Raw genomic sequence first — 13,361 nt, forward strand, 5'->3', positions numbered from 1 at the left:
TGGGAGGGCTCGAATATCTGCGGGACAGCAGGTAGATCGGGGTTGAGCGCCGTCATCTGTCCCACACCTCCTACAACGCGTAACCGATTCAGCGGTCACAAATCCCGGGCCATCGTTCCGAATTGTCGCATTAGTCGCGGCGATTAACTGCCGCTCCGACAATTGCGTGACAACGGTCGGCTGCCGAGCAACTCCCGACGGTGACATGTCGGCCCGAACTGCGACCGCACACGCTGTCCGTCACGATCACCCGATCGGGTTACCCGCATTCCCGATCCGCACACGTGCCCGGCGGCGGGCCGCACTGCCCTACGGCCGGGAGCCGGGCCGGGCGGCGTCGCCCGGGAGGTCCGCACCGAAGGTGCCGCCGGGCGGCCGGCAGGCATGAGCCCGCCGGCACCTTCGCAGAGCCGTCACCGCCCCGCCCGTGCGCGGGGAGACCATCGACTGTACGCCCGCGCAAAGCCCCGTGACGAGAGCATCCGCCCAGGTCAGGGGTCACCCCTGGAGACGAGCGACGGCCCGCGCCGGGCACCGGGGAAGGTGCCGGCGCGGGCCGCCGCCGGAGCAGGTCAGAACCGGTCGCTCGGCCGGTACGTCCCCCACACGTCGCGCAGCGTCCCGCACACCTCGCCGACCGTGGCCTTGGCGCGCAGCGCCTCCTTCATCGGGTAGAGCACGTTGGCATTGCCCTCGGCGGCGGCCCGCAGCTCGCCGAGGTTCCGCTCGACCGCGCCGGCGTCCCGCTCGGCGCGCAGCTTGGCCAGCCGCTCCGCCTGGGCGGCCTCGATCGCCGGGTCCACCCGCAGCGGCTCGTACGGCTCCTCCTCGTCGATCTGGAACCGGTTGAGCCCGACCACCACCCGCTCGCCGGAGTCGATCTCCTGCGCGATCCGGTACGCGGACTGCTCGATCTCCCGCTTCTGGAAGCCGGCCTCGATCGCGTCCACCGCCGAGCCGTGGTCGAAGACCCGCTGCATCAGCTCGTCGGCGGCCGTCTCGATCTCGGCGGTCATCGCCTCCACCACGTACGACCCGGCGAACGGGTCCACCGTGGCGGTCAGGTCCGTCTCGTACGCCAGCACCTGCTGGGTGCGCAGGGCCAGCCGGGCCGCCTTCTCGGTGGGCAGCGCGATCGCCTCGTCGAAGCTGTTGGTGTGCAGCGACTGGGTGCCGCCGAGCACGGCGCCGAGGCCCTGGATCGCCACCCGGACCAGGTTCACCTCCGGCTGCTGGGCGGTGAGCTGCACGCCGGCGGTCTGGGTGTGGAACCGCAGCATCATCGACTTCGGGTTTTTGGCTCCGAACTCGTCGCGCATCAGCCGGGCCCAGAGGCGTCGGGCCGCCCGGAACTTGGCGACCTCCTCCAGCAGCGTGGTGCGGGCGACGAAGAAGAACGACAGCCGGGGGGCGAAGTCGTCCACGGCCAGCCCGGCCGCCAGCGCGGCGCGGACGTACTCCACGCCGTTGGCCAGGGTGAATGCGATCTCCTGCGCGGGCGTCGCGCCCGCCTCCGCCATGTGGTAGCCGGAGATGGAGATGGTGTTCCACTTCGGCACCTCCTTGCGGCAGTACGCGAAGGTGTCGGCGACCAGCCGCAGCGACGGCTTCGGCGGGAAGATGTACGTCCCCCGGGCGATGTACTCCTTGAGGATGTCGTTCTGGATGGTGCCGTTGAGCGCCGAGCCCGGCACCCCGGACTCCTCGGCGACGAGCTGGTAGAGCAGCAACAGCACCGAGCCGGGCGCGTTGATGGTCATCGAGGTCGAGACCTTGTCCAGCGGGATGCCGTCGAACAGCAACCGCATGTCCTCGATGGAGTCGATGGCGACGCCGACCTTGCCCACCTCGCCGTGCGCGATCGGGTCGTCGGAGTCGTAGCCCATCTGGGTGGGCAGGTCGAACGCGACGGAGAGGCCCATCGTGCCGGCCCGCAGCAGCTGGTGGTAGCGCGCGTTGGACTCGGTGGCCGTGCCGAAGCCGGCGTACTGCCGCATGGTCCACGGGCGGGAGGTGTACATCGTCGAATAGACCCCGCGGGCGTACGGGAACTCACCCGGGGCACCCAGCCGCTCCGCCAGTTCCCCGGGCAGGTCCTCCGCCGTGTAGACGCCCTTGATCGGGAAACCGGACTCGCTCGACCGCCGTTCGCTCATCCCCGGATGGTAGGACGCCGGAAGACATCGATGAGTGAGGGATTCCGCACAATCGGGGCCGCCCCGGGGGGTGACCGGCCGGTGAGTAGCCCGCCACGTACGGTCGAGTAGGTAAAGGTCGGCCGCGTCGGGTTTCGCATCGGCCGTCGGAACCAGCAAGATAGGGGGGTTGTGTCCCAGCCCCCTCGATATCCCCCGGTGGCTTTTCTGTGACTCAGATCCCGACGTGGAGCGGCGGACCAGTCAGTCCCCCCACTGGACGCGCGGCACCCGGCACCACCATCGGTGGTCGCTACTCGCTGCGCTCGCCGGTGGGCAACGGCGGCATGGGCACCGTCTGGCGTGCGACAGACACGCTGCTACGCCGCGACGTGGCGGTGAAGGAGGTCGTCCTCCCGCCAGGTCTGGCGCCCAGCGACCGCGACGCGATGTACGAGCGGACCCTGCGCGAGGCCCGCGCCGCCGCCGCGATCCAGCACCCGGCCGTGGTCCAGGTGTACGACGTGGTGACCGAGGGCGGCCGCCCGTGGATCGTGATGGAACTGCTGGACGCCCGCAGCCTCGCCGACATGGTGATCGAGGACGGGCCGGTCGCGCGCCGGACGGTCGCCAAGATCGGCATCGCGTTGCTCGGCGCCCTGGAGGTGGCGCACGCGATCGGCGTGCTGCACCGCGACGTCAAGCCGGCCAACGTGCTGATCTGCTCCGACGGCCGTTGCGTGCTGACCGACTTCGGCGTCGCCCGGATGCCGACCGATGTGCAGCTCACCACCCCCGGCATGGTCCTCGGCTCGCCGCACTTCATCTCGCCCGAGCGGGCCATGGGCCAGGACTTCGGCCCGCCCAGCGACCTCTTCTCGCTCGGCGTCACCCTCTACACCGCGGTGGAGGGGCGTCCCCCGTTCGACAAGGGCGACCCGATCGAGACCATGCACGCCGTGGTCGAGGACCCGCCGGCCACGCCCCAGCGCAGCGGCCCGCTGACCCGGGTGCTGATGGGCCTGCTGGAGAAGGACCCGGCCCGCCGGCTGGACGTGCACACCGCCCGGGGCATGCTGCGCGAGCTGCTCGCCGGCCCGCTGACCAGCAACGCCACCGCGGTCAACTCGGTCACCGACCCGTACTCGGTGGTGCCGGTGCAGCGGCCGGCCGCGGCGCTGCCGGTCGCCCCCGAGCCCAAGCCCAGCGGGCAGATCGGCGGCCGGGCGATGATCGCCCCCGGTGAGTCGCTGACCGACCGCCTGGCCGCCCTCCGCCGGGGCGAGCGTCCCGAGCCGGCCGCCGCCGGCGGCGCCGCGCTCGACGAGACCAGCGCCGACGCGCTGGCCGGGCCGCTGCACACCCCCACCGGCGCCCTGCCGGCCGGCGCGCCGGAGGCGACCCAGCGCACCTCGCCGGACGCCACCCAGCGGATGGGGATGGGCGGCACCCCGGACTCGCTCCAGCGGCTCACGCCGGGCGTCCGGCCGGACGCCACCCAGCGGATCGGCGGCGGGTACCCGGAGGTCACCCAGCGGATCGCCACCGGCCACCCGGACGCCACGCAGCCCGTCTACGGCCGGGGCGTCGAGGCCACCCAGCCGGTGTACGCACGGCAACTCCCGCTCGGCGCGTCTGACGTCGCGCCGCGACCTGGAGCCGCCGCCGGCAACCAGTGGTCGGTGCCCGGCACCGGCCAGCCGTGGGCCGCCCCGGCCCCGGCCGGCGGTCCCGGCCAGGGCAAGGGTGCCGGACAGCTCGTCGGCACGGTCAAGCGCTGGCCGCGCAAGGTGCAGCTGGCGGTCGCGGGCGGGGTGGCCGTGCTGCTGCTGGTGGGCGTGATCGCTCTCTCCGGTGGCGGCGACAAGCAGCCGCCGCCGATCGTGACCTCGCTGCCCACCGGCAGCGCCCAGGCCCCGCCCCCGGTGGACATGCGGGAGGAGTCGGTCAAGGGCGTCACCCTGCAGGTGCCGAAGGGCTGGGACAAGAACACCGGCGGCGTGTTCGTCGACTTCGTGGACCCCCAGCAGGACGGCCGGAAGGTGCGCGTCCTCGCCGAGGAATGGGGCGGCACCTCGAAGAGCTGGGCCGAGTTCGCCTCGCGCAACCTGCGGACCAAGGCCAAGTCCTGCGTCAAGCCGTACGAGCAGCTCGCGATGACCGAGACGACGCTGGCCGGTAAGCCGGCCGCCGAGTTCGAGTACACCTGCGGCGACGGCGACACCAAGCGGCACGGGGTGTGGCTGGGCGTCGTGCAGGACGGCAAGGTCTACTCGTTCTACCTGACCGCCAACGACGCCGACTTCGCCGCCAGCCGGCCGATCTTCGACGCGATCGCGAGCTCGTTCAAGCTCGGCGGGGGCAACTGAGCCGAGGCCGACGGACCGTGGTGATCCGCCGCCGTGCTATCAAGAGGCAATGGCGGCGGATACCACTGATCTTGACGACCTTCGCGACCAGGCCCGGCGGTGGCTGGACGACGACCCCGACCCGGCCAGCCGCGACGAGCTGCGCGCCGTCCTGGACGGCCTGCCGGGCAGCGGCCCCGAGCTGGCCGACCGGTTCGCCGGGCCGCTGACCTTCGGCACCGCCGGGCTGCGCGGCCCGCTGCGGGCCGGCCCGAACGGGATGAACCTCGCCGTGGTCACCCAGGCCGCCGCCGGGTTGGTCGGCTGGCTCGCCGACCAGGGCGGTGAGGGCCCGCTGGTGATCGGGTACGACGCCCGGCACGGCTCGCGCGCCTTCGCCGAGCGCACCGCCCAGGTCGCCACCGGCGCGGGCCGCCCGGCGCTGCTGCTGCCCCGCCCGCTGCCCACCCCGGTGCTCGCGTACGCGGTGCGGCACCTCGGCGCGGTGGCCGGCGTGATGGTCACCGCCAGCCACAATCCGCCGCAGGACAACGGCTACAAGGTCTATCTGGGCGCCGGCCTCGGTGGGGTGCTCGGCGCGGGCGCGCAGATCGTGCCGCCGGCCGACGCCGGCATCGAGGCGGCCATCCGGGCGGTCGGCCCGCTGGCCCAGGTGCCGCTCGGCCCGGCCGGCGAGGTGCTCGGCGACGACCTGATGGTCGCGTACGTGCAGCGGGCCGCCCAGGTGGTCGACCCGACCGGTCCGCGCGACCTGAAGGTGGCCTACACCCCGCTGCACGGGGTCGGGGCCGCCGTGCTGACCGCCGCCTTCGCCCAGGCCGGGTTCGCGGTGCCGGGCGTGGTGCCCGACCAGGCCGAGCCGGACCCGGCCTTCCCGACAGTGAGCTTCCCCAACCCGGAGGAGCCGGGCGCGGTCGACAAGCTCGTCGCGCTGGCCGGCACGACCGGCGCGGACCTCGCCATCGCCAACGACCCGGACGCGGACCGCTGCGCGGTGGCCGTCCCGGACGAGGCGACCCCGGGCGGCTGGCGGATGCTGCGCGGGGACGAGGTGGGCGTGCTGCTCGCCGACCACCTGATGCGGCGCGGGGTCACCGGCCTGTACGCCACCACCATCGTGTCGTCGTCCCTGCTGCGAGCGATGTGCGCCGCCCGGGGCCTGGCGTACGACGAGACGCTGACCGGGTTCAAGTGGATCGTCCGGGCCGGTGGCGGGGCGGAACCGCTGGTCTTCGGCTACGAGGAGGCGCTCGGCTACTGCGTCGCCCCGGAGCACGTCCGGGACAAGGACGGCATCACCGCCGCGCTGACCGTCGCCGAGCTGGCCGCCGGTCTCAAGGCCCAGGGCCGTACGCTCTCCGACCGGCTGGACGAGTTGGCCGCCGAGTTCGGCGTGCACCACACCGACCAGCTCTCGGTACGGGTGGACGACCTCCGGATGATCGCCGACATGATGACCCGGATCCGGGCGGCCACCCCGACCGCGCTGCTCGGGCACCCGGTCACCGAGGCCTCCGATCTGCTGCCCGGGGCGGACGTGGTGATCCTGCGTACCGACGCCGCCCGGGTGGTGATCCGGCCCTCCGGCACCGAGCCGAAGCTCAAGGCGTACCTCGAGGTGGTGGAGCCGGTCACGGACGCCGACGTCCCCGCCGCCCGCACCCGCGCCGCGGCCGCTGTCTCGGCGCTCCGCGCCGAGATCGCCCAGGCCCTCGGCCTCTGACCCACCCCGTCGATCATGAAGTTAGCGGCGGGGAGAGCGACTTCCGACGCCGCCAACTTCATGATCGACAGGGCGGGAGGTCAGGGGCGCTTGCCCAGGGCGGCGTCGACGGCCTGGGCCAGGGCGGCGATGACCAGGCTGATGGAGGGGCGGACGACGCTGTCGTCCAGGCTCACGTCGCCGGAGAAGCCGGCACTGCTGGCGATCTCCTCCAGGCGCTTGCCGGCCTCCTCGGCGGCGTTCCCGGTCAGGCCGAGCGCCGGCTCCATCCGCAGCACCGCCACCAGGGTGGCGAGCGCGGCGGTCCGCTCGTCGGGGAGCTGCCCGCTGGTCAGCGCCTCGGCCAGCCGGCGCCGGATGTCCGCCTCCACCGAGGCGTCGGCGACCGGGTAGCGGTGCACGTGGATGAAGCCCAGCTCGGTCTCGTCGACGTCCCGAACCACGCCCCGGCCGCACAGGTCGCCGAGGATCCGGTCGCGCAGGCCGTGCCGCAGCCGCTGCACCCAGGACGACGGGGTGTGCGGGGTGTCGGTGGCGATCTTGGCGAGGACCGCGTCGGCGACGGGCTCGCCGGTCGGGGCCGGGTCGATCACCGCCAGGGAACCCTCGGCGTACGCGATCCGGCCGGCCAGGGCCAGTTCGACCAGCACCGCGGCGGCCATCCCGAGATCCAGGCTGATCCGGGGCATGGTCGCCTTGCCGGTTTCGTCGTCGTACGCGAGGAGCAGCAGCTCTTCGGCGAGCGCAACACCAGTCATGGCCCGAGACGGTAGCCCCTCCCCGCACCCCCGCGCACCGGACTCGCCCACCTGCTCTCGGCACCGGCCTGATTCACGGAAAGAGGGCCCGTCCGAGGCGGAATGAGCCCTCTTCCGTGAATCAGCGGCCTCGGGCCGGGGCTCAGCGGCCTCGGACCGGGGCGCGGGCGGTGCGCGTGATCAGAAGCGGGGCATGCCGCCGAACTGGCGGTCGCCGGCGTCGCCGAGGCCCGGGACGATGAACATCTTGTCGTTCAGGCCCTCGTCGATGGAGGCGGTGACCAGGCGCAGCGGCAGGCCGCTCCGCTCCAGCCGCTCGATGCCGACCGGCGCGGCGAGGACGCACAGCACCGTGATGTCGGTGCAGCCGCGGTCGGCGAGCAGCCGGCAGCAGTGCTCCAGCGAGCCGCCGGTGGCCAGCATCGGGTCGAGCACCAGCACCGGCAGGCCGGTCAGGTCCCGGGGCAGCGACTCCATGTACGCGCGCGGTTCGTACGTCTCCTCGTCGCGGGCCAGGCCGACGAAGCCCATCGACGACTCCGGCAGCAGGCCGAGCGCGGCGTCGGCCATACCGAGACCGGCCCGCAGCACCGGAACCAGCAGCGGCGGGTTCGCCAGCCGGGTCCCCTCGGCGGCGGTGACCGGCGTCTGGATCGAATACTTCTCGACCGGGAACGAGCGCGCGGCCTCGTACACCAGCATCGTGGTGAGTTCGTGCAGCGCGGCCCGGAAGGCCGCCGAGTCGGTCCGGGCGTCCCGCATGGCGGTCAGCCGGGCCTGAGCGAGCGGATGGTCAATGACGTGTACGTCCACGATCGCTCAACCTACCGCGCGCCGGCCGGGCGCACTGCGGGTGCCGGCTGACCAGCGACGCCGCTCACGTGTGACGCTCACGTCCCGGGCGGCGTGACCAAGATCACTCGACTCGCGGGTGCGTAGTATTCGGGGCATGACGGCGACAGCGACGTCGGCCCGGTCGGACCTCTCCGAGCTGGGACGATCCGAGACCGCTCTGCGGACCTTCCTGCACGGCCTGCCCGGCGTGGACCAGGTCGGCGCGGAGCAGCGGGCGGCGCAACTCGGCACCCGCTCCATCAAGACCACGGCCAAGGCCCAGGCGATCGACCTGGCGATCCGGATGGTCGACCTGACCACCCTCGAAGGGGCCGACACCCCCGGCAAGGTGCGGGCGCTCGCCGCGAAGGCGCTGCGCCCCGACCCGGCCGACCCGTCCTGCCCGCACGTCGGCGCGGTCTGCGTCTACCCGGCGATGGTCCCGTACGTGGCCGAGGTGCTGCGCGGGTCCGGCGTGCACCTGGCCAGCGTGGCGACCGCCTTCCCGTCGGGCCAGGCCCCGCTGGAGGTCAAGCTGGCCGACACCCGGGCCGCCGTCGAGGCCGGGGCCGACGAGATCGACATGGTGATCAACCGGGGCGCCTTCCTGGCCGGCCACTACAAGGAGGTCTACGACGAGATCGTGGCCACCAAGGAGGCCTGCGGGGACGCCCACCTCAAGGTGATCCTGGAGACCGGCGAGCTGGCCACCTACGACAACGTGCGGCGCGCCTCCTGGCTGGCCATGCTGGCCGGCGGCGACTTCATCAAGACCTCCACCGGCAAGGTGCCGGTCGCGGCCACCCTGCCGGTGACCCTGGTGATGCTGGAGGCGGTCCGCGACTTCCGCGCCGCGACCGGGCGGCAGGTCGGCGTGAAGCCGGCCGGCGGCATCAAGACCACCAAGGACGCGATCAAGTACCTGGTGATGGTCAACGAGACCGTCGGCGCGGACTGGCTGGACCCGGACTGGTTCCGGTTCGGCGCGTCCAGCCTGCTGAACGACCTGCTCATGCAGCGCACCAAGCTGAAGACCGGCGTCTACGCCGGTCCCGACTACTTCACCCTGGACTGAGCGCGATGTTCGAATACGCCCCCGCCCCCGAGTCGCGCTCGGTGGTGGACATCAAGCCCTCGTACGGGCTGTTCGTCGACGGCAAGTTCGTCGACCCGGTCGACGGCGGCAGCTTCAAGTCGATCAACCCGGCCTCCGAGGAGGTCCTCGCCGAGATCGCCGAGGGCGGCAGCGAGGACGTGGACCGCGCGGTCCGCGCCGCCCGGAAGGCGTACGAGAAGGTCTGGGGCCCGATGCCGGGCCGCGACCGGGCCAAGTACCTGTTCCGGATCGCCCGGCTGATCCAGGAGCGCTCCCGCGAGCTGGCCGTGCTGGAGTCGCTGGACAACGGCAAGCCGATCAAAGAATCCCGGGACGTCGACCTGCCCCTGGTCGCCGCGCACTTCTTCTACTACGCCGGCTGGGCGGACAAGCTGCCCTACGCGGGCTTCGGCCCGAGCCCGCGGCCGCTGGGCGTCGCCGCCCAGGTCATCCCGTGGAACTTCCCGCTGCTGATGCTGGCGTGGAAGATCGCCCCGGCGCTGGCCGCGGGCAACACGGTGGTGCTGAAGCCGGCCGAGACCACTCCGCTGACCGCGCTGCTCTTCGCCGAGATCTGCCAGCAGGCCGAGCTGCCGGCCGGCGTGGTCAACATCGTCACCGGCGCCGGCGACACCGGCCGGGCGCTGGTCGAGCACCCGGGCGTGGACAAGGTCGCCTTCACCGGTTCCACCGAGGTCGGCAAGGCCATCGCCCGCGCGGTCGCCGGCACCCGCAAGAAGCTCACCCTGGAGCTCGGCGGCAAGGCCGCCAACATCGTCTTCGACGACGCCCCGGTCGACCAGGCGGTCGAGGGCATCGTCAACGGCATCTTCTTCAACCAGGGGCACGTCTGCTGCGCCGGCTCCCGGCTGCTGGTTCAGGAGTCGGTCGCGGACCGGGTGCTGGAGTCGCTGAAGCGGCGGATGGCCCAGCTCCGGGTCGGTGACCCGCTGGACAAGAACACCGACATCGGCGCGATCAACTCGGCCGCCCAGCTGGCCCGCATCCGGGAACTGTCCGACGCCGGCGCGGCCGAGGGCGCCGAGCGCTGGTCGCCCGCCTGCGACCTGCCGGAGCGGGGCTTCTGGTTCGCGCCGACCATCTTCACCGGGGTCACCCAGGCGCACCGGATCGCCCGCGAGGAGATCTTCGGCCCGGTGCTGTCGGTGCTGACCTTCCGCACCCCGGCCGAGGCGGTGGAGAAGGCCAACAACACCCCGTACGGGCTGTCGGCCGGGATCTGGACCGACAAGGGCTCCCGGATCCTGTGGACGGCCGACCGGCTCCGGGCCGGTGTGGTCTGGGCCAACACGTTCAACAAGTTCGACCCCACCTCGCCGTTCGGCGGCTACAAGGAGTCGGGCTACGGTCGCGAGGGCGGCCGGCACGGGCTGGAGGCGTACCTCAATGTCTGAGCGGGTCGCGGTACGCAAGACGTACAAGCTCTTCATCGGCGGGAAGTTCCCGCGCAGCGAGTCGGGACGGTCGTACATCGTGCAGGACTCCAACGTGTCGCTGGCCTCCCGGAAGGATGCGCGGGACGCCGTGGTCGCCGCCCGGGCCGCCGTGAAGGGCTGGGCCGGGGCGACCGCGTACAACCGGGGGCAGATCCTCTACCGGGTCGCCGAGATGCTGGAGGGCCGGCGCGACCAGTTCATCGCGCTCGGCGCCACGGCGGACGAGGTCGACGCGGCGATCGACCGCTGGGTCTGGTACGCCGGCTGGTCCGACAAGCTCCCGCAGGTGTACGGCGGGGCGAACCCGGTGGCCGGCCCGTACTTCAACCTGTCGGCGCCCGAGCCGACGGGCGTGGTGGCCACGGTGGCCCCCGAGACCCCGGCGCTGCTCGGCCTGGTCAGCGTGATCGCTCCGGCGATCGTCACCGGCAACACCGTGGTGGTGGCCGCGTCGGCGGCCGCGCCGCTGGCCGCGGTGACCCTGGCCGAGGTGCTGGCCACCTCCGACCTGCCCGGCGGGGTGGTCAACATCCTTACCGGGAAGATCAGCGAGACCGTGCCGACGCTGGCCGCGCACATGGACGTCAACGCGATCGACCTCACCGGGGTTGCCGACGCCGAGCTGGCGGCGGAGCTGGAGGTCAAGGCGGCGGAGAACCTCAAGCGGGTACTCCGGCCGGCCCCGGCCGACCACGACTGGTTCGCCGATCCCGGGGTGACCCGGATGACCGTGCTGCTGGAGACGAAGACGGTCTGGCACCCCAAGGGCGTCTGAACCATTTCTGCCGTCGGCCGGTGCTCCCGTTCCGGGACGCCGGCCGACGGCGTCTCCGCCCAGGTGCGGGACTGGCCTACCCTGCTGGTCGTGATCAACCCCTTCCCGGCGACCGAGGGCCGTGCCACGCGCGTCGTGCTGAGCCTGGTGGCTCTCGCGGTCGGTGCCGCCCTCGCGGTGTGGCTGGTCGACCTCTCCGGTGACTTCGCCCCGACCCGGGCGGCACGGCAGCACTGGCACGAGCACGGGTACGTCCAGATCGTGTTCTTCCTCGTCGCGGTGCCGATCGGCACGCTCCTGCACACCCCGCCGGCCGCCGCGGCCGGGCTGCCGGTCCGCCGGGCGTGGGCCACCGTCGGGCTGCTCCTGGCGTACGGGGTGCTGGTCGCCGCACTGGCCTGGGCGGTGGCCCCACTGGCACCGGCCCGCGTCGGCGGCGGGCGGGGTGACCCGTCCGGCCTGTACCCCACCTGGCTCAGCGCGGTGCTGCTCTCGGTGGCCGTGCTCTCCTGCGCCGGAGGGCTCTTCGTCCGGCCCGCCCGGCGCGACGACCCGCTCGACTTCAGCCTGCCCTGGGCCCGCCGCCCCGGCACGTCGGCGCGCCCGCCCGCCGCAACCGCGGAGCGGCGGATCAGCGGGCCGCTGTTCACCACGGGCGTCATCGGCTGGGCGATCGGCACTCCCGTCCTCGTCCTGCTGCTGCTCACGGGCCTGGCTGACCTGGCGCTCGGGTAGCACGGCGACCTCCGCCGCCAGCTACTACGCGAGGTAGGATTAACAGGTGACTCGGCTTGGTGATCTCGAACGTGCGGTGATGGACGTGTTGTGGGACTCGGTCCCCGGCACGTCGGACGGAGTGACCGTGCGGGAGGTCGCCGACGCCCTCGCCGGGCGGGAGCTGGCGTACACGACGGTGATGACCGTGCTCGACCGGCTCGCCGGCAAGGGCATGGTGCAGCGCGAACGCGAGGGGCGGGCCTGGCGCTACCGGGCCGCCGCCAGCCGCGAGGCGCACATCGCCCAGCTCATGCTCGACGCGCTCGACCTCGGCGGCAGCCGGGACGCCGCGCTGGTGCGCTTCGCCCGCTCGGTGACCGGGACCGAGGCCGAGGTGCTGCGCGCGGCGCTCGGTGCCGAGGCCGGGCTCACCGACCGGGTCGAGGACCCGCGGGCGGGGCGTCCGGCGCTGGCCGACGAGGCGACGGACCGGTAGGCGGCCGCCGTGGCGTACGCCCTGCACTTCGCCGCGACCATCCTGGCCTGCTGGCTGACCGCGCAGGTCCTCACCGTCTCGAAGTGGACCTGGCGGGCGCCGCGCGTGGCCATCCTGTGCTGGCAGGCGGTGGGGCTGGCGCTCGGCCTCTCCGCGATGGGCCTGCCGATGGCGGTCGGGCTGGCCGCGTACAACCGGCCGACCGGGAGCGCCCTGGTCGCCCTCGCCGACGACCTCGCCCACGGCACCCTGCCGGCCGGCCTGGGCGCGGTGCACCTGGGCCTGGTCGGCATCGGCTTCGGCATCGGGGCGGTGCTGCTCACCACGACCGTGCGCAGCATCCACGGCACGGTGCGGGCCCAGCGCCGGCACCGGGAGCTGCTCAGCCTGGTCGCCCGCCGCGATCCGACCGTCCCCGGCGCGCTGGTGCTCGACCACCCGAGCGCGGCGGCGTACTGCCTGCCGGGGGTGCGCCCCCGGGTGGTGGTGAGCGCCGGCACGCTGAGCCTGCTGGACCGGGCCGAGCTGGCGGCGGTGCTCACCCACGAGCGCGCGCACGCCCAGGAACGACACGACCTGGTGCTGCTGCCCTTCACCGCGCTCTGCCGGGCGCTGCCCTGGTTCGGCTGGGTCCGGGACGCGCACGAGCAGGTGGCGCTGCTGGTCGAGATGCGCGCCGACGACAAGGCCCGCGAGCTGCACGCCGAGGCGCCGCTGGCCGGGGCGCTGCGCCGGTTCGCCGCCGCCGGCCACCGGGTCACCCCGGCCGGCGCGCTCGGCGTCGGCGACCGCGACCTCGACGTACGGGTGCAGCGGCTGCTGATCGCCGACCGGCCGCCCCGGCTGCTCGGCGGCACCGCGCTGGCGGTGGCGACCACCCTGGTCGCCCTGCCGATCTCCCTCTTCCTGAGCTGACCCCGGTCCTGCCCCCCAGGGGCCCATGCGTAGGCTCTCTACGTGTAGGCTCACTACGTCAAGCGAGCCGACCCATGGGAGCCACG

At 73.2% G+C, this 13,361-nt stretch carries 11 protein-coding genes; 8 read left to right on the plus strand and 3 right to left on the minus strand.

Annotated elements, in window-relative coordinates; genetic code table 11:
- Positions 1-572: 572 nt before the first annotated feature.
- Complete coding sequence (locus tag ACZ6S5_RS09215) at positions 573-2,156, minus strand: acyl-CoA mutase large subunit family protein (protein ID WP_465999364.1); 1,584 nt, start codon at positions 2,154-2,156, stop codon at positions 573-575.
- A 209-nt stretch (positions 2,157-2,365) separates the two neighbouring features.
- Here ACZ6S5_RS09215 and ACZ6S5_RS09220 point away from each other — a divergent pair, with 209 nt between their 5' ends.
- A complete protein-coding gene (locus ACZ6S5_RS09220; protein WP_465999366.1) occupies positions 2,366-4,504 on the plus strand; it encodes a serine/threonine-protein kinase in 2,139 nt (712 codons plus the stop codon).
- Between the two features lie 49 nt (positions 4,505-4,553).
- A complete protein-coding gene (locus ACZ6S5_RS09225; RefSeq protein ID WP_465999368.1) occupies positions 4,554-6,227 on the plus strand; it encodes a phospho-sugar mutase in 1,674 nt (557 codons plus the stop codon).
- A gap of 80 nt (positions 6,228-6,307) precedes the next feature.
- Here ACZ6S5_RS09225 and ACZ6S5_RS09230 read toward each other — a convergent pair whose 3' ends face one another.
- Both ACZ6S5_RS09230 and upp read right to left on the minus strand, forming a co-directional pair.
- A complete protein-coding gene (locus tag ACZ6S5_RS09230; RefSeq protein WP_465999370.1) occupies positions 6,308-6,985 on the minus strand; it encodes a GOLPH3/VPS74 family protein in 678 nt (225 codons plus the stop codon).
- A 180-nt stretch (positions 6,986-7,165) separates the two neighbouring features.
- Complete coding sequence (gene upp, locus ACZ6S5_RS09235) at positions 7,166-7,798, minus strand: uracil phosphoribosyltransferase (RefSeq protein ID WP_465999372.1); 633 nt, start codon at positions 7,796-7,798, stop codon at positions 7,166-7,168.
- 136 nt (positions 7,799-7,934) lie between these two features.
- Between upp and deoC the strand changes: the two genes are divergently transcribed.
- The 6 genes from deoC to ACZ6S5_RS09265 all read left to right on the plus strand — a co-directional run bounded on the left by deoC (position 7,935) and on the right by ACZ6S5_RS09265 (position 13,275).
- Positions 7,935-8,894: a deoxyribose-phosphate aldolase gene (gene deoC, locus ACZ6S5_RS09240; protein WP_465999374.1), complete on the plus strand. Its 960-nt coding sequence runs from the start codon at positions 7,935-7,937 to the stop codon at positions 8,892-8,894.
- A gap of 5 nt (positions 8,895-8,899) precedes the next feature.
- Entirely contained in the window at positions 8,900-10,330 is a 1,431-nt protein-coding gene (locus ACZ6S5_RS09245) for an aldehyde dehydrogenase family protein (protein WP_465999376.1), read from the plus strand.
- A complete protein-coding gene (locus ACZ6S5_RS09250) occupies positions 10,323-11,147 on the plus strand; it encodes an aldehyde dehydrogenase family protein (protein WP_465999378.1) in 825 nt (274 codons plus the stop codon). Before ACZ6S5_RS09245 ends, ACZ6S5_RS09250 begins: the two co-directional genes overlap by 8 nt.
- Positions 11,148-11,237: 90 nt before the next feature.
- Positions 11,238-11,882, plus strand: a complete 645-nt coding sequence (locus ACZ6S5_RS09255; RefSeq protein WP_465999380.1) for a hypothetical protein — start codon at positions 11,238-11,240, stop codon at positions 11,880-11,882.
- A gap of 46 nt (positions 11,883-11,928) precedes the next feature.
- Positions 11,929-12,360, plus strand: coding sequence for a BlaI/MecI/CopY family transcriptional regulator (locus ACZ6S5_RS09260; protein ID WP_465999382.1), 432 nt, complete (start codon positions 11,929-11,931; stop codon positions 12,358-12,360).
- 9 nt (positions 12,361-12,369) lie between these two features.
- Complete coding sequence (locus ACZ6S5_RS09265; RefSeq protein ID WP_465999384.1) at positions 12,370-13,275, plus strand: M56 family metallopeptidase; 906 nt, start codon at positions 12,370-12,372, stop codon at positions 13,273-13,275.
- The last annotated feature ends 86 nt before the right edge of the window (positions 13,276-13,361 follow it).

It is taken from the genome of Micromonospora sp. NPDC051924 (genome assembly GCF_055586005.1).